A 20,092-nucleotide genomic window follows, 5' to 3' on the forward strand; every position below is an offset into this window, starting at 1 on the left:
AGGGCGTGGACGTGCACAATTGCCGGATGAGCAACAAAAAGACCCTGGTGCTGGTGGACGGCTCCAGCTACCTGTACCGCGCCTTCCACGCCATGCCCGACCTGCGGGCCGTGCCGGGCGACCCCACCAGCCCTGCTACAGGCGCCATTCGCGGCATGATCAACATGATGCAGGCCCTGCGCAAAGAGGTGACTGCCGACTACGCTGTATGCGTGTTCGACGCCTCGGGCCCCACCTTCCGCGATGCGCTGTACACCGAATACAAGGCCACGCGCTCGCCCATGCCCGACGACCTGCGCAGCCAGATCGAGCCCATCCACGAGGTGGTGGACCTGCTGGGCTGGAAGGTGGTGGCCGTGCCCGGCGTGGAGGCCGACGATGTGATCGCCACCCTGGCCCACACGGCCGCAGCGCAAGGCATTGAAGTCATCGTGTCCAGCGGCGACAAAGACTTGAGCCAGCTGGTCAACGAGCACATCACCATCATCGACACTATGAGCGGCAAGCGCCGCGACGTGGCGGGCGTGACGGCCGAGTTTGGCGTGCCACCCGCGCTGATGGTGGACTACCAGGCCTTGGTAGGCGACACCGTGGACAACGTGCCCGGCGTGACCAAGGTGGGCCCCAAGACCGCCGCCAAGTGGCTGGAAGAATATGGCTCGCTCGACAACCTGATTGCCAACGCCGACGCCATCAAGGGCGTGGCGGGCAACAACCTGCGCGAAGCCATTGCCAGCGGCCAGCTGGCTTTGAGCCGCCAGCTGGTCACCATGAAGACCGATTGCGCGCTGGCCGACTACATCCCCGGCCTGCCCGCGTTTGACGACATCACGCTGGATGCGCCCGACAACGAGGGCCTGCTGCCGTTTTACGAAAAGTACGGCTTCAAGGGCCTGGCTGCGGCCATCAAGGGCGCGACTGCCCCTGCAGCCACGGCCCCCACCGTTGCCATGCCCGGCCAGAGCGGCGATTTGTTTGCCGACCATTCCGCCAGCACCGTGGCCGAGGAAGCCCAGCACCGCACGGTGGTGTACGACACCATCCTGAATTGGGCCGACTTTGACCAGTGGCTGGAGCGCCTGCTCAAGGCCCCGCTGACTGCCATCGACACCGAGACAGACTCGCTCGACGAAATGCGCGCGCAAATCGTCGGCATCTCTTTCAGCGTGCAGCCCGGCGAAGCCGCCTACATCCCCCTGCGCCACGAAGGCCCTGACGCCCCCGCGCAGTTGCCGATGGATGAAGTGCTCGCCCGTCTCAAGCCCTGGCTCGAAGACCCTAAGCACCACAAGCTGGGCCAGCACATCAAATACGACCGCCATGTGTTTGCCAACCACGGCATCGAAGTGTTGGGCTACGCGCACGACACCATGCTGCAAAGCTACGTGCTGGAAGTGCACAAGCCCCACAACCTCACCAGCCTGGCCGAGCGCCATACCGGCCGCAAGGGCATCACCTACGAAGACCTGTGCGGCAAAGGCGCGCACCAGATCCCGTTTGCGCAGGTGCCCGTGGACAAAGCCGCCGCCTACTCGTGCGAAGACTCTGACCAGACCCTGGACGTGCACAACGCCCTGTGGCCCTTGCTGCAGGCGGACGACAAACTGCGCTTCATCTACGAGCTGGAGATTGCCAGCAGCGAAGCCCTGTACCGCATCGAACGCAACGGCGTGCTGATCGACGCGCCCACACTGGCCGCGCAAAGCCACGAGCTGGGCCAGCGCATCCTGCAGCTCGAAACCGAGGCGTATGAGATTGCAGGCCAGCCCTTCAACCTGAGCAGCCCCAAGCAGCTCGGCGAAATCTTCTTCGACAAGCTGGGCATGCCTGTGGTGAAGAAAACCGCCACCGGCGCCCGCAGCACCGACGAAGAAGTGCTGGAAAAGTTGGCCGAGGACTACCCCCTGCCCGCCAAGCTGCTGGAGCACCGCAGCCTCGTCAAGCTCAAAGGCACCTACACCGACAAGCTGGCCCAACTGGCCCTGCCACGCACCGGCCGCGTGCACACGCACTACGCGCAGGCCGTGGCCGTCACCGGCCGCTTGTCCAGCAACGATCCCAACCTGCAAAACATCCCCATCCGCACCCCCGAAGGCCGCCGCGTGCGCGAGGCCTTTGTGGCGCCCGCAGGCCGCGTGATTGCGAGCGCCGACTACTCCCAGATCGAGCTGCGCATCATGGCCCACCTGAGCGGCGACCACTCGCTGCTGCACGCCTTCCACGCCGGGCTGGACGTGCACCGCGCCACCGCCGCCGAAGTGTTTGGTGTGGAGGTCGATCAGGTCACCAGCGAGCAACGCCGCTACGCCAAGGTCATCAACTTTGGCCTCATCTACGGTATGAGCAGCTTTGGCCTGGCCAAGAACTTAGGCATCGAAACCAAGGCCGCAGCCGCCTACATCGACAAGTACTTTCAGCGCTACCCCGGCGTGAAGCAGTACATGGACGACACCAAGGCCGCCGCCAAATCCATGGGCTACGTCGAAACCGTGTTTGGCCGCCGCCTGTACCTGCCCGAAATCAACTCCCCCAACGGCCCCCGCCGCGCCGGTGCCGAGCGCGCTGCCATCAACGCCCCTATGCAAGGCACGGCGGCAGATTTGATCAAGCTGGCCATGGTGGCCGTGCAGAAGGAGCTGGATGCTCACAAGCCGAACATCCAGATGATCATGCAGGTGCACGACGAACTGGTGTTCGAGCTGCCCGAGAGCGAGGTGGACTGGCTCAAGACCCACATTCCGCGCCTGATGGCGGAGGTGGCGGCGCTGAAGGTGCCGTTGTTGGCAGAGGTGGGGGTGGGGGCTAATTGGGATAAGGCGCATTGAGCCCACCCATGCTCAAGCTCTGCAAATTAATTTAATGAGAGTGAGACCTGATATGAGCGATCCTGACTTTGGATTTGCCGCTGGAACCTTGGTCCGTACGAAGGAAGGCTCCAAACCGATCGAAGATGTCAAAGTGGGTGAGTGGGTTCTGACATTTCCCGATATGCAGACACCCCCAAGCCACAAAAGGGAGGAAAGCGAGTACATATTCGCAAAGGTCGCGGAAGTCTGGCGTATTCCAGAAAGTTCTCTATCGAGGTTGCTGATTGATCACTTGGCCAATAACCAGCGTGATGAAATTTTTGCGACGCCCAACCAACCCATCTATTTGGCGAACCATGGTTGGGCAAAGTTACAAAGCCTGAGGGCTACAAGCACGTTGGAGAACTATTACTTCGGGAATTTGATGGTGGCCAGGAACTACGCTGACGCGAAGCCTGGGGTTGCCTATAACCTGTCGCTGGACAAGCATCACACGTTTTACGTCGGTGTTCATGGCGTTTGGGCGCACTCGTGCAGCATCGACTGACCCGCTTTCCCTTGTTGATTGAGAGGTTTCCCCTCTCAAGCCAGACTGAGGCAGCGTAGTCGGCGGACTGCCCGCCATTGCAGGAGCCCCGGCGCGACTTCTTTTGCTCTCGCCGTCCGGCAACCGCAAGTCAATCGCCCCTTCTAACTTCATTTGGGAGTCCTTGATGTCTGAACCTACCTCCTACACCCCCCCCGCCATCTGGCAATGGAACAAAGCAAACGGCGGTCAGTTCGCCAGCATCAACCGGCCCATTGCCGGTGCTACGCATGACAAGGAACTGCCCGTAGGTCGCCACCCGCTGCAGCTCTATTCGTTGGGCACGCCCAATGGCGTAAAAGTCACTGTCATGCTGGAAGAGCTGCTGGCGCTGGGCCACAGCGGGGCGGAGTACGACGCGTGGCTGATTCGCATCAACGAGGGCGAGCAGTTTGGCAGCGGGTTCGTGTCTGTGAACCCTAATTCCAAGATCCCCGCGCTGCTGGACCGCACCGACCCGGCCAACCCGGTGCGGGTGTTCGAGTCCGGTGCCATCCTCATGTACCTGGCCGAGAAGTTCGGCAGCGCCTTCTTGCCCAAAGATGGCGCGGCGCGGGCGGAGTGCCTGTCGTGGTTGTTCTGGCAGATGGGCAGTGCGCCGTTTGTGGGCGGCGGGTTTGGGCATTTTTATGCCTACGCGCCGGTCAAGATCGAGTACGCCATTGACCGCTATGCGATGGAGGCCAAGCGCCAGCTGGATGTGCTGAACCAGCGCCTGGCCGTAACCGAGTACGTGGCGGGTAATGAGTACACGGTGGCCGACATTGCAATCTGGCCCTGGTATGGTTTGCTGGTGAAAGGGCAGGCCTACAACGCTGGCGAGTTTTTGCAGGTGCACGAATACACGCATGTGGTGCGCTGGGCCGAGCAAGTAGCCAAGCGCCCTGCAGTGCAGCGGGGGCGCAAGGTGAACCGCGTGCAGGGCGACCCGGCCAGCCAGTTGCGCGAGCGGCATGACGCGAGCGACTTTGACACGAAGACGCAGGACAAGATCGAGGCTGCGGCAGCAGCAGATTCTTCACCCGCACGCTGATTGTTTTTTGCAAGGCGTCTCCATGATCACCCTATACGACTGCTCCACCGCCCCCAGCCCGCGCCGTGCGCGCATCCTGCTGGCAGAAAAGGGCGTGGCCCACGACACCGTGCAGGTGGATCTGCGCAATGGCGAGCAACTGAGCGATGCCTACCGCCAGATCAACCCACAGTGCACGGTGCCTGCGCTGCGCGCGGAAGACGGTTTGCTGTTGACCGACAACGCGGCCATCACCGCGTATGTCGAAGCGCGCTACCCGCAGCCTGCACTGCTGGGCGAGACGCCTGCAGAAAAGGCCGAGATTGCGAGCTGGAACTGGCGCATGGAGTTCGAGGGGCTGCAGGCCATTGCCGAGGCGCTGCGCAACAGCGCGCCCGCCATGGCCAACCGGGCCTTGCCCGGCGCGGTGGACTACCCCCAAATCCCGGCCCTGGCCGAGCGTGGGTTGGTGCGTGTGGGGCAGTTCTTTCAGCTGCTCAATGAGCGCCTGGCGGGCCGCGACTTCATTGCCACTGGCCGCTTCAGCGTGGCCGACATCACGGCCGTGGTGGCGGTGGATTTTGCGCGAGTGGTCAAGCACAAGCCGGGTGAGCAGCACCCACACTTGCTGCGCTGGCGTGCAGCCATGGCGCAGCGGCCGTCGATGTCGCTCTAACTATCGCGCTGCTCAAGCACCCGTTCTAGTTGCAATGGGTGGATGCAAGGATTGCGCATCGGGCCTGTTCCTTGCATTGTTAGTTGATGCGCCTTCGCCACATAGAAGTTTTCAACGCCGTCATGCTCACCGGCAGCGTGAGCGCGGCGGCCCGCCTCATCAACGTCACGCAGCCTGCGGTCAGCCGCATCCTGGCGCATGCTGAATTGCAGCTGGGCTTTCCGCTGTTTCACCGGCTCAAGGGCAAGCTGGTGCCCACCACCGAGGCGCAGACGTTGTACCCGCACATCGAGCGCCTGTTCACCCAGTTGGATGATGTGCAGCGCCTGGCCAACAGCCTCAAGAGCGACCGGCGCGAAGGGGAGTTACACATCCTGAGCGTGCTGGCGCTGAGCTACGAGGTGCTGCCGCGTGCATTGCGATTCTTCAGGCAAAAGCACCCGGATGTGCAGGTCACCATCGATGCGCTGCACTCGCCCCAGATCGTCTCGGCCCTGGTTTTGCAGGAGGCGGATGTGGGTTTTGTGTTCAGTGCCATCGCCCACCCCGCGTTGACGCAAGAGCATCTGGCCGATGGGCGCATGGTGTGTGTGGCGCCCAAGGGCATGCTGGGTGCTGAACTGGTGATGGCCGGGGTGGTGCATCTGGCCGACCTGGCAGACACGCCCGTGGTGCGGCTGGATGTGCGCGACCCCATCGGCACGGTGGTCAACCACGCGTGCCGCGAGGCGGGTGTGGGCCTGCAGACAGCGTTCACGGTGCAGACCTACCATGCGGCGCTGGCACTGGCACACCATGGTCACGCGGTGGCGCTGGTGGATGCCTGCACGGCGGCATCGGCCGACCGCAGCAAGGTGGATGTGCTGGCGCTCGCGCCGCGCATTGCCGTACCCATCAAGTCGCTGCGCACCGTGAACCGGCCCAGCTCACTGCTGGCCAGTGCCATGACGCAATGCATGCGCCAGGCGGTGGCTGAGACGCTGGAAGCGGTGGGTCTGCAGCCTGAGGTGGAATGAACGCTCCCCCCGCCGAGGCGGGCGGCACCTTAGGTTGCTATAGAGCGCTGGAGCGCGGTTGTGAGTGCGATGGGATCAGGCGGGTGCCAGCAGCTCGGCCACCTGTGCCGCCGTGCCAAACGCCAGCGTGAACCCCAGAGACCCATGGCCTGTGTTGAGCAACAGGTTGTCGGGCGCGCCCACCCACCGGACCACCACAGGCAGCCCGGTGGGCGTGGCGGGGCGCATGCCGGTCCAGGCATGCAGCTCCCCGCCTTGATGGCAGTGGGGGAAGACAGCGCGTGTGGCGTCGCGCAGGCTCTGTATGCGCGCGGCAGGTATGCGGGCATCGTGCCCTACCAGTTCGGCCATGCCCGCCACCCGCAGGCGCTGGCCGATGCGCGCAAACACCACCTTGCGTGCAGCGTCGGTCACATTGACGCGAGGCGCTGCCGATGGTGCAGCGCTGGTATCGAGTGTGATGCTGTAGCCCTTGAGGGGGTACACGGGCAGGCGAAAGCCCAGCGCCTGCGCCACCTGGTGGCTGCGGCTGCCCAGGGCCAGCACAAACTGCTGCGCCTCGATGGCGCCTGCGCTGGTCCGCACCGCAGCAATGCGGGAGCCCTGGCGCACAAAGCCCTGAACTGTGGCACCCAGTACAAAGCGCACGCCCCGTGCGGCCAGCACGGCCTGCAAGCCTTGGCAGACCATAAGGCAGTCGGCCGCGCATTCGCTGGGGGTGTAGATGGCTCCGGCAATGCGCGGCTGGTAGTGCTGCAGCGCGGGCTCGATCTCTGTGCAGCGCTGGGCTGACACCGCCTGTTGTTCGCAGCCCCACTGGCGCTGCAGGTCCATCTGGCGTTGCGCAGCGGCCAGGCCGGTGGCGGTGTCGTACAGCACCAGCTTGCCGGTGCGGGAGAAGTCGCAGTCCAGAGCTTCTGCCCGCAGCATGGCCTCGAAGTGGTGGCGGCTCAGGGCGGCCAGCGCCAGTAGCTGCGCGGTGCTGCGTTCAGAGGTTCGCCGGTTGCAGGCGCGCAGAAACTTCAGCCCCCAGCGCCACTGGTGGGTGTCCCACTGCAGGCGCAGCTTGAGCGGTGAGCTGGGCGACAGCAGCAGCCGGGGCAGCTGCCGCCAGATGCTGGCGTCTGCCAGGGGCTGCACATAGCTGTAGCTCAGCTGCGCGCCATTGCCACCGCTGGCGCCCGTGCCGGGCTGCGCTTGGTCGATGACGGTGACCTGCAGGCCGCGCTGTTGAAGTTCATACGCCGTGGCCAGGCCGACGATGCCTGCGCCCAATACACATACCTGCATCGGAGAGAGTGAAACGGTTGGAGGAGGTGCCAACGAATGTAGGGGGCGATGCCCCTGCTGAACAATGCCAAAGCAGTGCCTTGCCATGCCGGGAAGTTATGTACATGTCCGCGCCTGACGCATTCAACCAGGCATGTGGAGGTGGAGTGGGGGGCTGCCGACGCCATGGTTCAAAAAGAGGGCGAGGCGGTCCACGATGGTGCATGGATGAGCACCGAAACAGAGCCATAACTTTTCATCATGGTGGACCCGTGTAAATGAATTGTTCAAGACCGCCGCAAATTTTTACAGTGCCCCTGCGTCCTGTTTTCTCGTCTGTCCGACTGTCTGTTCACCTGATTTTTTGCAAAGGGATTCCCATGAAGCTCTCCGCTATCACCGCTGCTGTCCTCGTGGTCGCCGGTGTGCTGGCCAGTACCGTGGCCAGTGCCGACACCCTCAAGAAGATTGCCGACACCGGCAAGATCACACTGGCCTACCGCGAGTCGTCCGTGCCCTTCAGCTATCTGGCGGGCCCGGGCAACCCGGTGGGCATGTCGGTGGACATCTCCAACGCTGTCGTCGATGCGGTGAAGAAGCGCCTGAATAACCCCGCCATCAAGGTGGAGCTGCAGGCCGTGACTTCGCAAAACCGCATTCCGCTGCTGACCAACGGCACCGTGGACCTGGAGTGTGGATCGACCACCAACAACACGGCGCGTGGCAAGGATGTGCAATTTGCCATCAACTATTTCTACACCGGCACCCGGCTGCTGACCAAGAAGGCCTCGGGCGTCAAGAACTACGCCGACCTCGCCAAGAAAAAAGTGGCCAGCACCTCGGGCACCACCAACGCGCAGGTGATCCGCAAGTACAACCGTGATAACAACCTGGACATGGACATCGTGCTGGGCAAGGACCACGAGGACTCGCTGCTGCTGGTGGACACCGGCCGTGCAGAGGCCTTTGCCATGGACGACATCCTGCTGTTTGGATTGATGGGCAACACGCGCAACCCGGCCGACTGGGTGGTGGTGGGCGACTCGCTGCAGGTGGAGCCCTATGCGTGCATGCTGCGCAAGGACGACCCGCAGTTCCAGGCGCTGGTCAACGGCGTGATCGGCGGGATGATGAAGTCGGGCGAGTTCGAAAAGCTCTACGCCAAGTGGTTCATGTCGCCCGTGCCCCCGCGCGGCCAGAACCTCAACCTGCCCATGAGCAAGGAACTGCGCGACAACCTGGTGGCCCAGAGCGACAAGCCTGCGCTGTGATGAGCGTGAGCATGTTGCCGTCCCCCCCGCAGCTCCAGGCACCGCAGGTGGTGGGCATTCTGGGCGGCATGGGGCCTGCTGCAGGGGCCGACTTTGTGCGCCTGTTCGTGCAGGCCTGCACCGACCGCATGGCGGCGCTGGGCATCCCCGTGCACGACCAGGCTTACCCTGAACATTGGCTGGCGCAGGTGCCCATCCCCGACCGCACTGCCGCCCTGCACGACACGCGGCCCGGCGCACACCAGCCTGCGGACCCGATGCTGCAGGCCACGGGCCGCCTGGCGGCGCTGGGCGCGCGCGTGGTGGCCATTGCCTGCAACACGGCCCATGCCTGGCATGGTCTGCTGCAGCAGCGCTTCCCGCAGCTGGTAGTGCTGCATGGGGTGCAAGAAGTGGCTGCCGACCTGGCGCTGCGCAAGGTGCACGGCGTGGGCCTGCTCGCCACACAAGGCGCGTACGAGGCGGGCTTGTACCAGCGCGAACTGGAGCACCGCGACATCGACTGCTTTGTGCCCGAACCGCGCGAACGTGATCAGCTGATGCAGGGCATCTATGACGGCGTGAAGGCCGGCAACTACGCACTGGCCCGCCAGCGGTTTGAGGCGGTGTCGCTGGTGTTGCAACAGCGCTATGGGATCTCCACGCTCATCATGGGTTGCACCGAGATTCCGCTGGCACTGTCGGAGCATTCCCGGCTGGAGGGGCTGACGCTGGTCAACCCGTCTCTGGTGCTGGCGGCCGCCTTGGCGCGGCATGCGTACGGGTCCATGGGCGCGGGAGTGTCACCCACCGCTGCGTCCTCCACCCCACGAGCGTTGGTGTAGCGGCCTCGCGCCGTTGCGCTGCAGACCGGTAGCGCCGCCGCGCCTGCCGGGTCTGATGCAAAGGGCAAACAAAGGCCACTTCGACGGCGGCAGTTATCCAGATTGATTAGAGGTACGCCATGGGCTTTGGAGCAACCCTACCGAGACGGGGACTGGTGTGTGCCCTGATCGCCTGTGCCATGGGGCCCATGGCGGGCGCCATGGCGCAGAGCAGTGGTGCGGCAGCTAGCCCATCGTTACTGCCCAAGGCAGGCGCGTCTGCCACCGTCGCTGCGCTCTCTGCCCAGCCGCCGGGCAGGACGCTGCAGCGCATCCAGGCCTCCGGGGTGGTGGTCATCGGCCACCGCGAGTCCTCTTTGCCCATGTCTTACGTGGCCAACGGGGTGCCCATGGGCTACAGCGTGGATGTGTGCCTGCAGATTGCGCAGGCCATCGGGCGCCATCTGCAGCGGCGGGATTTGCGGGTGGACTACCGGCAGGTCACGTCGGGCAACCGCTTTGAGGCCATCGAGCGCGGCGAGGTGGACCTGGAATGCGGCTCCACCACCAACACGGCCGCGCGCAGGCAGCGGGTGGCCTTCACCATTGCGCACTTCATTGCGTCGTCGCGCATCGTGGTGCAGAGCCAGCGCCCCTACGAGCGCATTGAAGACCTGGACGGCAAGACCGTGGCCTCGACGGTGGGCACCACCAACATCGATTCGCTGGCGCGCGAGGCCGCCAACAAATCGGTGCGCCTGCGCATCGAGCCCGCCCGGGACCATGCCGAGGGCTTTGGCTGGGTGGTGGATGGCAAGGTGGACGGCTTCGCGATGGACGATGTGCTGCTCTACGGCCTGCGTGCCAGCCATGCGCGACCACAAGACCTGAAGGTGATTGGCAAGCCCATGACCATCGAGCCCTATGCCGTGGCGTTTGACCGCAGCGACCTGGCACTCAAGGCCGAGGTCGACGCCGAGCTGCGGCGGCTCATCCAGACGCGGGAGCTGCACCGCCTGTACGACAAGTGGTTCACCCAGCCCATTCCACCCCACGGCATCAACCTGGGCATGCGCATGTCGCACCTGCTGGTGGATTCGCTGCGGTATCCGTCGGACTACGTGCCCCAGTGACAAGGGCTCAGGCTGTGCGCGTCACCGCCAGGCGGTCGCCACCAACTGGCTGTAGTGCACCGCCTTGCGGCCCAACAGCTGCTCGAACACCGCAGGGTTGCCCACGTTGTCGCTGCCCAGCATGGTCAGGGTTTCGGTGCACCAGGGCACGCTGGGCACGGCGTCGCCCAGGCGGGCACTCAACTGGGTGAGCGGGTCGGGCAGACGCAGTACATGCGCCTTGCCATGGCCCAGTTGCTGGCGCAGGCTGGCAATGAAGTCGCCCATGGTCAGGGCCTCGGGGCCAGCGCATTCGACGATGCCCTGCGTGGCGATGGCAGGGCCCAGCAGGGCAACGATGGCGGCGGCCAGGTCGTGCACCGACACGGGCTGCACCCGCGCCGTGAGCATGGGGCCGGGGAACAGTGCCACCGGCAGGCGCGCCAAGTTCATGAATAGCGCGCTGCTGTCACCGCCTTTGCCAAACACCACACTGGGGCGCAGGATGGCGGGGTGCAATGCACCTTGTTGGGCCAGCGCCAGCAGGTGCGTGTCTGCTGCGCGTTTGGTGGTGGCGTAGCGGGTGGCGCTGCCTTCAATGCCCAGTGCCGAGACGTGCACAACCCGCCGTACGCCCGCCTTGGCGCAGGCGTCAAACAGCGCGACCGGCGTGTGCTGGTGCACGGCATCAATCGGGCGCGCACGGCTGTCGCGCAGCACCCCCACGGCGTTGACCACCGCATCGATACCCGCCAGGCGCGGCAGCCAGGCCTGGGCCGAGGTGTCCCGCGCAAAGTTCATGGGCACCTGCAAGGCGCCGGGTGACCGGTGGCGGGGCGATATGCCGCCGTGCACTTGGTGTCCTGCCCGGGTGAGTGCGGCAGCCACGGTGCGGCCCACAAAACCCGTGGAGCCGGTGAGCAAAATGTTCATCAGCGTTGTCCTGCGAAGAAGGTGAAGCGCGCAAAAAACCGAGGGCCCGGCGCGGACCTGCTCAGGCCGTCGCTACCCCGCAGGCAACACGGTCACTGCGGAGGCGTGAAGACCTCGAAGCGGTTGCGCCCCCCGTACTTGGCGCGGTACAGGGCCGCATCGGCCGCGTGCACGAGTGTGTCAGAACTGGTGCCGGGGCGTGGCACCAGGCTGGCAATGCCCATGCTCGCCGTGATGTAGGGCGCCGTGGGAGAGCGGGGGTGGGCCAGGGCCGCCTCGCGCAGGCTGGCCATGCAGCGCTCTGCCACCGTCACGGCCTCTGGCAGGGGCACATCGGGCAGCAGCAGCACGAACTCCTCGCCGCCGTAGCGCGCGGCCACCTCGTCGGCCCGGCGGATGGTGCCCTGCAGTAGCTGCGCCACGCGGCGCAGGCATTCGTCACCGGCCAGATGGCCGTAGTGGTCGTTGTAGAGCTTGAAGTGGTCGATGTCGATCAGGATCACGGCCAGCGGCAGCTGGTGCCGCCCGCAGCGCATCCATTCGGTGGCCAGCCGCTCGTCAAAGCGCCGGCGGTTGCCAATGCCCGTCACGCCGTCGGTGGTGGACAGGAGGGCCAGCTTGGCGTTGGCGGCGGCCAGTTCCTGTTCCTTGCGCACCAGTTGGGTCACGTCGGTGCGCACACCGGCGATGCCGCCCTGGGGGGTACGCCGCTCGTCGGCCTGCAGCCAGCGGCCCTCGGGCAGGCGCTGCAGCACGGCATGGTTGGCCGCACGGTGGTCGGCCATGCGCTGGGCGAGCCAGGCTTCTTCGTTGCCAACGGCGTCGGGGTACTGGCCGCGCTCCGCGCCGTAGCGCGCGATCTGCTCAAACGTGCTGCCGGGCACGATCATGGGGGCCGAGATGGGGTACAGGCGCCGGTATTGGGCGTTGCACACCACGAGCTTGTCCTCCGCATCGAACAGGGCAAACCCTTCGGGCAGCGACTCCACGGCGTCCTGCAGCAGCTGGCGCGCCTGCTGCGCGGCCTGTTGGGCGGCCTCCAGGGCCTGGCGTTGCTCGATGAGGTTGGTGATATCCAGCCGCACGGCCACTACATAGTTCTCGGGCGTGCGGGTTTCGTAGATGTTGATCCAGCGGCCGTCGCTCAGGCGCTGCACCAGGGTGGACGTGCTGCTGCCATGCTCCGACAGGCGCTCTGCGATCCAGGCCTCTTCGCGTCCCTTGGCCGACGGGATCAGGCCCCGCGAGACCGAATAGCGCAGGATGTCCACAAACCCCTTGCCCAGGTGCTCGGCATAGTCGATGTAGGGGTACATGCGGGACAGCTGCTGGTTGTAGAGCACCAGCCGGTCCTGCTCGTCGAAGATCTCGATGCCCACGGGCAGTGCCTCCACCGCGCGCTCCAGCAGCTGGCGCATGCGCTGGCTTTCCTGGCGGGCGGCCTCGACCTTCTGGCGCTGTTCGATCAGGTCGCTGATGTCCAGGCGCACGCACACCGTCATGCCGGATGGGGTGCGGCATTCGTGCATGTGCATCCACGTGCCGTTGGGGTAGTGGCGCACCTCGGGGCCAGGCCGGTGGCCTCGGATGGCCAGCTCGTGGGCCAGCCAAAGTTCTTCCTGGCCCTTGGCTTCTTCGGGGATGCCGTGGCGCAGGCCTTCGCGCAGCAGTTCTTCGTAGGTCTTGCCCAGGGACTCCGCCACGGGCAGGTGCGGACGCAGGCGGGCCATCTGGTCATTGCACAGCACCAGCCGGTCTTGTTCGTCGTAGATGTCCAGCCCGGCGGGCATGGCATTGACGGCTTCGCGCAGGCTGCGTTCGGCTCGTTCGGCGTCATGCAGGGCCTGCTTGAGTGCGCGCTCCTTGTGCACCGCGTCCGTGATGTCGGCGCGCAGTACCACCATGCCGCCCTCGTCTTGCAGGCGCTCGGTGATGAGCATCCAGCGGTCGCCCTCGACCTCCTGCACCTCGGGCTGGCCGGGCGAGCGATGGCGGGCCATGCGGTCGGCCAGCCAGGCGTTGGTGTCCTGCCGTGCGGCCACGATGTGGCCGGACTCGGCCGCCCGGCGCAGCACATCTTCAAAGCGGGTGCCGTACTCGACGGCCATGGTGGTGCCGGGGCTGACTTCCCGGTACCGGGGATTGCACAGCACCAGGCGGTCGTCGGCGTCGTAGATGGCCAGGCCATCAGGCAGGATGTCGAGCGTGGCGCAGAGCTGGTTGGTGGCCCGCTGCGCGGCGTCCTGGGCGGCGCTGGCGGTGGCATGCAGGGCCACCAGCCGCAGGCTGAGCCACCAGCACAGCACCGCGCTGGCCACCAGCCCCAGCCCGGCGCCCACGCTGGCCAGGCGCATGGCGGGGTCCATGCTCTGGCGGGCCAGGGCCCAGGTCAGCAGCCCCAGGCCCCCGGCGCCGCAAATCCCGGCCACCAGCCGGACCAGCAGCTGTCCGCGCAGGGGGAGGGGGGTGGGGTGAGGGGGCATGCGCTGGGGTCGTTGCGATGGACTGCGGAAAGTGGTCGGGCGGGTGGGGGTGAGAAAAAATCGACAACAAAGGGGCGGGCGAGCAGACGTTTGAGTGGCGGCAGTCCGTGGACGCAGGCCCCTGACGACGGTGCTCGCAGAAAGTCTAGCAGCGCTCCCCGTTTTCCGGTATCCGAAAATGCGGAGGCGGTGCAAACCCCATAGACTCCGGGGCTGGCACTTCATACCCCTCGCCCATCCCTTCTTTTGGAGAAACCCGATGTTCAATGACGACCTCCATGCCGACGCCCAGGCGCTGTTGCCCGGCCGCACCACCGAAGCGGGCGCCACGCGCCGCACTGCGCTGCAGGCGGCGCTGGGCCTGGGTTATGCGGCCGCAGCCGCACCCATCATGGCGCAGACGGCCATTGCCACGCCGGCAGACGGTCTGACGGTGGGGGAGGTGAGCTTCACGGTCAACGGTTTCAAGGTACCCGCCTACCGCGCGGCGCCCGCAGGCAAGACCGGCCTGCCCGTGGTGCTGGTGATCCAGGAGATTTTTGGTGTGCACGAGTACATCGCCGACACCTGTCGCCGTTTTGCCAAGGCGGGTTACCTGGCCATTGCGCCCCAGCTGTACGCGCGCCAGGGCGACGCCTCGGCCTACACCGATATCGCCAAGCTGATGGCCGAAGTGGTGTCCAAGGTGCCCGATGCCCAGGTGATGGCCGACCTGGATGGCGCCGTGGCCTGGGCCACCGCCAACGGGGGCGATGGCGCCCGCGTGGGGATCACCGGCTTTTGCTGGGGCGGCCGCATCACCTGGCTGTATGCCGCCCACGGCCCCGTCAAGGCTGGCGTGGCGTGGTACGGACGGCTGGTGGGCCAGGCCAGCGAACTCACCCCCAAGCACCCCGTGGACCTGGCGCCTATCCTCAAGGCGCCGGTGCTTGGCCTGTATGGTGAAAAAGACACCGGCATCCCCCTTGACACGGTTGATAAGATGAAAGCGGCCTTGTCCAGCGGCTCGCCACAGGCCAAGGCGTCGGAATTTGTGGTGTACCCCGATGCACCGCATGCCTTCCATGCCGACTACCGCGCCAGCTACCGCAAGGAAGCGGCCGAAGACGGCTGGAAGCGTGCGCTGGCCTGGTTCAAGACGCACGGTGTGGTTTGATGCACAAACCCCCGGCCCACCAGGCCACCCACAGCCGCCCCACACCCGGGGCGGCTTTTTTCATCTTGCATCGGGCGTGCAGAGCTTGAACAGGTTTTAAGGCATACAGATAAAGCGCAACAAGCTATGACATTGGTAGCAATCATTCTGGCCACCCTGGCCGCTGGTATCGGCAGCGTGTGGCTGGCCGCCTTGCTCATGCGGCTGGGTCTGGGCGGGCGGGGCGATAGCGTGGGCCCGCAGCACCTGCTGAGCCTGGCGGCGGGCGCCCTGCTGGCCACGGCCTTCATGCACCTGCTGCCCGAGGCGTTCGAGAGCCAGGCCGGCGCCCACGACCTGTTTGCCACCCTGCTGGTGGGGGTGGTGTTCTTCTTCCTGCTCGACAAGGCCGAGCTGTGGCACCACGGGCACGAGCACAGCCATGCGGAGACCGCTGCACACAGTCACGCCCCGCACGACCACGGCCACGCGCATGACCACAGCCATGGCCATGCCCACCACCATCACCACGGCCCCCGTTCGGGCGGCTGGGCGGTGCTGACGGGCGACAGCGTGCATTGTTTTGGCGACGGCATCCTGATCGCCTCCGCCTTCATGGCTGACATCCGCCTGGGCGTGATCGCCGCTGTGTCGGTGCTGGCGCACGAGGTGCCGCACCACATGGGCGACCTGGTGGTGCTGCGCCAAACCAGCCCCAACCGCCGCATGGCGCTGGTCAAGGTGTCGCTGGCAGGCGCCGTGACGGCGCTGGGCGGCGTGGTGGGCTACTTTCTGGTGGGCCAGCTGCAAGACTTTTTGCCCTACTTCCTGGCCGTGGCATCGAGCAGCTTTGTGTACGTGGCGCTGGCCGATTTGATCCCCCAGCTGCAAAAGCGCCTTACGGCCAGGGAGACCATTGCGCAGATTGCCTGGCTGATCGCGGGCATGGTGATCGTGACGTTGGTGAGCGGGGCGGCGCACGCGCATTGATGCGCAGGGAGTTGAGGCCTTGACTTTGCTCAAGGCCGTACCAGGCGGTTATGCCATGCTGGACGCATGACTGCTCCACACGCCAGCACCGTCTCCCTGGGCCTGCTCGCCCAGCCCACGCGTTTTCTGTTCTTCACCGGCAAGGGAGGGGTGGGCAAAACCTCGCTGTCCACCGCCACGGCCATTGCCCTGGCGGATGCCGGGCGGCAGGTACTGCTGGTCAGCACCGATGCAGCCTCCAATCTGGATGAAATGTTGGGCGTGCCGCTGTCCAACCAGCCCGTGGCCGTGCCCGGCGTGCCGGGGCTGCACATGCTCAATATCGACCCCGACACGGCGGCCGAAGCCTACCGCCAGCGCGTGCTGGCGCAGCTGGAGGCCACGGCCACCAGCGAAGAGCGCGCCACCGTGCGCGAGCAGCTTTCGGGTGCCTGCACCACCGAGATTGCGGCGTTCGACGAATTTGCGGCCTTGCTGGCCAGCGAGGGCGACGCGGTGGGCCACCGGTTCGACCATGTGGTGTTCGACACCGCACCCACCGGCCACACCCTGCGCCTGCTGAGCCTGCCCAAGGCCTGGACCGGGTTTTTGGCGGGCAACGACCGGGGGGCGTCGTGTCTGGGCCCGCACTCGGGCCTCAAGATGCAGGAGGCGCGCTTCAACGCTGCCCTGGCCGCACTGAGCGACCCGTCACTGACCACCGTGGTGCTGGTCACCCGCCCCGACCCCCGCCCCATGCAAGAGGCCGCGCGCACCGCGCTGGAGCTGCGCGCCCTGGGCCTGGCCAACCAGCGCCTGGCCATCAACGGCGTGTTCCATGCCAGCCAGCCGGGGCAGGATGCGGTGGCCGACGCCATCGAGGCCTTGGGCCGCCAGGCCCTGGACCAGATGCCAGACGCCCTGGCGCAACTGCCGCGCGACGAGGTGCCGCTGCGCGCCTTTGACACGGTGGGCCTGCCCGCGCTGCGGGCCTTGCTGGGCGGCGGCGACGTGCCTTCCAGTCCGCACAGCGCCACAGGCGCAGCGCCCTTGCAGGCCGAGCCGCTCGCAGCCCTGGCCGACGCGCTGGCCGCCAAGGGTCACGGCCTGATCATGGTGATGGGCAAGGGCGGCGTGGGCAAAACCACCATTGCCGCCGCGCTGGCCGTGGGGCTGGTGCAGCGTGGGCACAGCGTGCACCTCACCACCACCGACCCGGCGGCCCATGTGCAGAGCCAGCTCGACGGCAGCCTGCCGGGGCTGAAAGTGGGGCGCATCGACCCGCGCGCTGAAACCCAGGCCTACATCAACAAGATCATGGCCACGCGCGGCAAGGCGCTGGACAACGCGGGCCGCGCCCTGCTGCTGGAAGACCTGCAGTCACCCTGCACCGAAGAGGTGGCCGTGTTCCACGCGTTCAGCCGAGTGGTGAACGAGGCCCGCAGCGCCTTTGTGGTGCTGGACACGGCGCCCACTGGCCACAGCCTGCTGCTGATGGACGCCACCGGCGCTTACCACCGGCAGATGACGCAGCAGTACGAAGGCAGCGCCAACGCCAAACACATCATCACGCCGCTGATGCGCCTGCAGGACGCCGACATGACCCACGTGGTCATCGTCACGCTGCCCGAGGTCACGCCCGTGAGCCAGGCCGCCGCGCTGCAGGACGACCTGCGCCGCGCCCGCATCGAGCCCTGGGCCTGGGTCATCAACAAAAGCGTGGCGGCCACGGGTACCAGCGACCCGCTGCTACAGGCCCGACTGGTGGGCGAGCAGCAGCAGGCCGCGCGCATTGCCAGCGGCTTGGCGCAGCGCACCTACGTGCTGCCCTGGCTGGCGACACCGCCGGTGGGGGTGGAGGCGTTAGAGCAGCTGGTGGCTGCGCCTTCTGCCGTTGCAGGGAATTTGCTATCTCATTGATAGCTGCTTGGGTATATGGAACTAGCGCTAGCGGCCAAAATGGCTCAAAAATATCCGTAGTGGTGTTCCAAGGCTTCCACAGGCCTGTGCAGCCCCGCGGCTAGCGCGCCAGTTCCTCGCGCACGGCCGCCACCTGCCGCCGCGACACCGCCAGCAGTTCGGTCGACCCCTGCAGCCGCACCGCCCAGCCTTCGCCCTCTTCAGGGTCGTAGTGCTTTTCCAGCGCGCGCACGGCGCGGCGCGCCACCAGGGCATTGCGGTGGATGCGCAGAAAGCGCGGCGCGAACTTGGTTTCCAGCTCGCTCAGCGATCCGTCCATGATGTAGCTGCGGGTGGTGGTGCGCACGGTCACGTACTTCTGCTCGGCCTTGAAGTACAGCACCTCGGCCAGGGGCAGGCGTTCGGTGCGGCCCCGGTCCTGGATCAGCAAGGTTTCGCCCTCGGGCAGGCTGGGCACGGCGCTGGGCCCTGCAGGGCGGCTGGTGCGCTGCACCTTGGCCAGGGCCTGCTGCAAGCGCTCGCGGCGCACGGGTTTGGTGAGGTAGTCCACGGCGTCCAGCTCGAACGCGCTCACCGCGTGGTCCGCATGGGCCGTCACAAACACCACAGCCGGCGGCTGGGGCAGGGCCTGCAGCGCATGCGCCAGCGCCAGGCCGTCCTGCCCCGGCATGTGGATGTCCAGCAGCACCAGGTCATACGCACGCCCCCCGGTGGGGCCCAGCAGCGCCATGGTCTCGGCGGCGTTGGAGGCCTCGGCCACCGTGCAGCGCTGGATATCCGAGCAGTCGGACAGCAGGGTGCGCAAGCGGCTGCGCGCCAGGGCTTCGTCGTCAACGATCAGGATGTTCATGGGGTTTGGAGGGGGTAGGTTCGGTGGGCGCGACCACGCCACGGCGGGAGCTGCCGCGTGGGTCGCCACGCCCGCGTGGGGCCTTGCGCTGGCGGGAGGTGGGCTGGGGCGTGGGGTCGGCAGCGGGCAGTGTGATGCGTACCTGGTACAGCCCGTCCTGCACACCGGCGGTGAACTCGCCCTGCACGTCGTGCAGCAAGGCCAGCCGCGCGCGCACGTTGGCCAGTGCGATGCCGTGCCCCCGTGTGCTGGGCTCGTCGTGCCTGCCGGGTTTGCCCTCTTTGGGGGGCAGGGTGTTGGTGATGCGCACCACCACGCGGTTGCCGCGCAGCTCGGTCAGCACGCGCAGCTTGCCGCCCCGGGCGCTGGGCTCCACGCCGTGCTTGACGGCGTTTTCCACCAGCGGCTGCAGCAGCAGTGGGGGCAGGCGCGCGCTGTCGGTGCGCGGGTCCAGGTTCCACTGCACTTGCAGGCGGTTGCCAAAGCGCACCTGCTCAATGCCCAGGTAGCGCCGCGCCAGGGTGATCTCCTCAGCCAGCGTTGTGGATTCGCCCTGCTCGATGAGGGCCACGCGGAACAGGTCCGACAGGTCTTCAAGCAGCGACTCGGCCTTGGCCGGCTCCTCACGCACCAGCGCAATGGCGCTGTTGAGCGTGTTGAACAAAAAATGCGGGCGAATGCGCGACTGCAGCTCCGTCAGGCGCGCCGTGGTGGCGGCTGGGGTGCGGCCCCGGGCGCGCAGCACCAGCGCGGCCACCAGCATGGCTGCCAGCAATGCGCCGGTGGCAGCGCTGGCCAGCCAGGGGGGCGATGCCGACAGGCCCACCAGCGCCAGCATGGCGCAGGCATAGGCACCGGCCACGGCGCCCAGCAGCACCCCGGCGGCATATTGCTGCGCGGTGGTCAGGCGCTGCAGCACTGTCTTGAGGCTGCACGCCGTGACCAGCCACACCAGTGTGGCCGGCAGCGCACCGCCGGTCAGCAGCGCCAAGCTGGCCAGCCATGCGGACGGGCTGCTGGCGCCGTACATGGCGCCCACGCCCACCACCACCTCCACAAACAGCACGGCCCGCAGCACCACACCGACCTGGCAGGCATCGAACACCAGGGCCCGCCCGCGTGGCGGCTGCCCGCCCGGGCCGGCGCCTGCAGCCGCCCGCACGCTGCGCACGGGCCTGTGTGGCAGGGCGGAATCCGGCGGCGGGGGCTGGGTCGATAAAATTTGGGTGTTTTGCATTGCGGCATCCGGG

At 66.4% G+C, this 20,092-nt stretch carries 16 protein-coding genes; 11 read left to right on the plus strand and 5 right to left on the minus strand.

Going from position 1 to position 20,092, the window contains the following annotated elements; translation table 11 throughout:
• Window positions 1-26 precede the first annotated feature (26 nt).
• The 5 genes from polA (at window position 27) to ACOYR4_RS06735 (ending at window position 6,097) form a co-directional block, all read left to right on the plus strand.
• Window positions 27-2,825 carry a DNA polymerase I gene (gene polA, locus ACOYR4_RS06715; protein ID WP_422849035.1) on the plus strand — a complete coding sequence of 933 codons (2,799 nt, stop codon included), beginning with the start codon at window positions 27-29 and terminating at the stop codon, window positions 2,823-2,825.
• Window positions 2,826-2,877: 52 nt separating this feature from the next.
• The gene (locus tag ACOYR4_RS06720) at window positions 2,878-3,354 is read left to right on the plus strand and encodes a polymorphic toxin-type HINT domain-containing protein (protein WP_422849036.1); all 477 of its coding nucleotides are present in this window, start codon (window positions 2,878-2,880) and stop codon (window positions 3,352-3,354) included.
• Window positions 3,355-3,520: 166 nt separating this feature from the next.
• The gene (yghU, locus tag ACOYR4_RS06725) at window positions 3,521-4,426 is read left to right on the plus strand and encodes a glutathione-dependent disulfide-bond oxidoreductase (protein ID WP_422849037.1); all 906 of its coding nucleotides are present in this window, start codon (window positions 3,521-3,523) and stop codon (window positions 4,424-4,426) included.
• Between the two features lie 22 nt (window positions 4,427-4,448).
• Window positions 4,449-5,081 carry a glutathione S-transferase family protein gene (locus ACOYR4_RS06730; protein WP_295942835.1) on the plus strand — a complete coding sequence of 211 codons (633 nt, stop codon included), beginning with the start codon at window positions 4,449-4,451 and terminating at the stop codon, window positions 5,079-5,081.
• 86 nt (window positions 5,082-5,167) lie between these two features.
• Window positions 5,168-6,097, plus strand: a complete 930-nt coding sequence (locus ACOYR4_RS06735; RefSeq protein ID WP_110959435.1) for a LysR family transcriptional regulator — start codon at window positions 5,168-5,170, stop codon at window positions 6,095-6,097.
• Window positions 6,098-6,172: 75 nt separating this feature from the next.
• Here ACOYR4_RS06735 and ACOYR4_RS06740 read toward each other — a convergent pair whose 3' ends face one another.
• Window positions 6,173-7,387 carry a D-amino acid dehydrogenase gene (locus ACOYR4_RS06740; RefSeq protein ID WP_422849038.1) on the minus strand — a complete coding sequence of 405 codons (1,215 nt, stop codon included), beginning with the start codon at window positions 7,385-7,387 and terminating at the stop codon, window positions 6,173-6,175.
• A gap of 359 nt (window positions 7,388-7,746) precedes the next feature.
• Here ACOYR4_RS06740 and ACOYR4_RS06745 point away from each other — a divergent pair, with 359 nt between their 5' ends.
• The 3 genes from ACOYR4_RS06745 (at window position 7,747) to ACOYR4_RS06755 (ending at window position 10,573) form a co-directional block, all read left to right on the plus strand.
• On the plus strand, window positions 7,747-8,637 hold the full coding sequence (locus ACOYR4_RS06745; RefSeq protein ID WP_422849039.1) for an amino acid ABC transporter substrate-binding protein: 891 nt from the start codon (window positions 7,747-7,749) through the stop codon (window positions 8,635-8,637).
• 11 nt (window positions 8,638-8,648) lie between these two features.
• Window positions 8,649-9,461: an aspartate/glutamate racemase family protein gene (locus tag ACOYR4_RS06750; protein ID WP_422849040.1), complete on the plus strand. Its 813-nt coding sequence runs from the start codon at window positions 8,649-8,651 to the stop codon at window positions 9,459-9,461.
• Window positions 9,462-9,616: 155 nt separating this feature from the next.
• Entirely contained in the window at window positions 9,617-10,573 is a 957-nt protein-coding gene (locus ACOYR4_RS06755) for an amino acid ABC transporter substrate-binding protein (RefSeq protein WP_422849041.1), read from the plus strand.
• Between the two features lie 21 nt (window positions 10,574-10,594).
• On the opposite strand, the gene ACOYR4_RS06760 is transcribed toward ACOYR4_RS06755, so the two are convergent.
• Complete coding sequence (locus ACOYR4_RS06760) at window positions 10,595-11,485, minus strand: NAD-dependent epimerase/dehydratase family protein (protein WP_422849042.1); 891 nt, start codon at window positions 11,483-11,485, stop codon at window positions 10,595-10,597.
• Window positions 11,486-11,577: 92 nt separating this feature from the next.
• Window positions 11,578-13,968 (minus strand): PAS-domain containing protein, encoded by a 2,391-nt coding sequence (locus tag ACOYR4_RS06765; protein ID WP_422849043.1) that lies wholly within the window; start codon window positions 13,966-13,968, stop codon window positions 11,578-11,580.
• Window positions 13,969-14,227: 259 nt separating this feature from the next.
• On the opposite strand from ACOYR4_RS06765, the gene ACOYR4_RS06770 reads away from it, so the two are divergent.
• From ACOYR4_RS06770 to arsA, 3 genes are all read left to right on the plus strand, one after another.
• On the plus strand, window positions 14,228-15,124 hold the full coding sequence (locus ACOYR4_RS06770; RefSeq protein ID WP_015013138.1) for a dienelactone hydrolase family protein: 897 nt from the start codon (window positions 14,228-14,230) through the stop codon (window positions 15,122-15,124).
• 126 nt (window positions 15,125-15,250) lie between these two features.
• Window positions 15,251-16,093 (plus strand): ZIP family metal transporter, encoded by an 843-nt coding sequence (locus ACOYR4_RS06775; protein WP_060985008.1) that lies wholly within the window; start codon window positions 15,251-15,253, stop codon window positions 16,091-16,093.
• A 66-nt stretch (window positions 16,094-16,159) separates the two neighbouring features.
• Window positions 16,160-17,992: an arsenical pump-driving ATPase gene (arsA, locus tag ACOYR4_RS06780; protein ID WP_422849044.1), complete on the plus strand. Its 1,833-nt coding sequence runs from the start codon at window positions 16,160-16,162 to the stop codon at window positions 17,990-17,992.
• Window positions 17,993-18,092: 100 nt separating this feature from the next.
• Here arsA and ACOYR4_RS06785 read toward each other — a convergent pair whose 3' ends face one another.
• A complete protein-coding gene (locus tag ACOYR4_RS06785; protein ID WP_015013141.1) occupies window positions 18,093-18,842 on the minus strand; it encodes a LytR/AlgR family response regulator transcription factor in 750 nt (249 codons plus the stop codon).
• Window positions 18,823-20,079 carry a sensor histidine kinase gene (locus ACOYR4_RS06790; protein ID WP_422849045.1) on the minus strand — a complete coding sequence of 419 codons (1,257 nt, stop codon included), beginning with the start codon at window positions 20,077-20,079 and terminating at the stop codon, window positions 18,823-18,825. The genes ACOYR4_RS06785 and ACOYR4_RS06790 overlap by 20 nt, the downstream gene beginning before the upstream one ends.
• Between the last annotated feature and the right edge of the window lie 13 nt (window positions 20,080-20,092).

The sequence above is a fragment of the Acidovorax sp. M14 genome (assembly GCF_049331375.1).
Classification (GTDB): Bacteria; Pseudomonadota; Gammaproteobacteria; order Burkholderiales; family Burkholderiaceae_C; genus Acidovorax.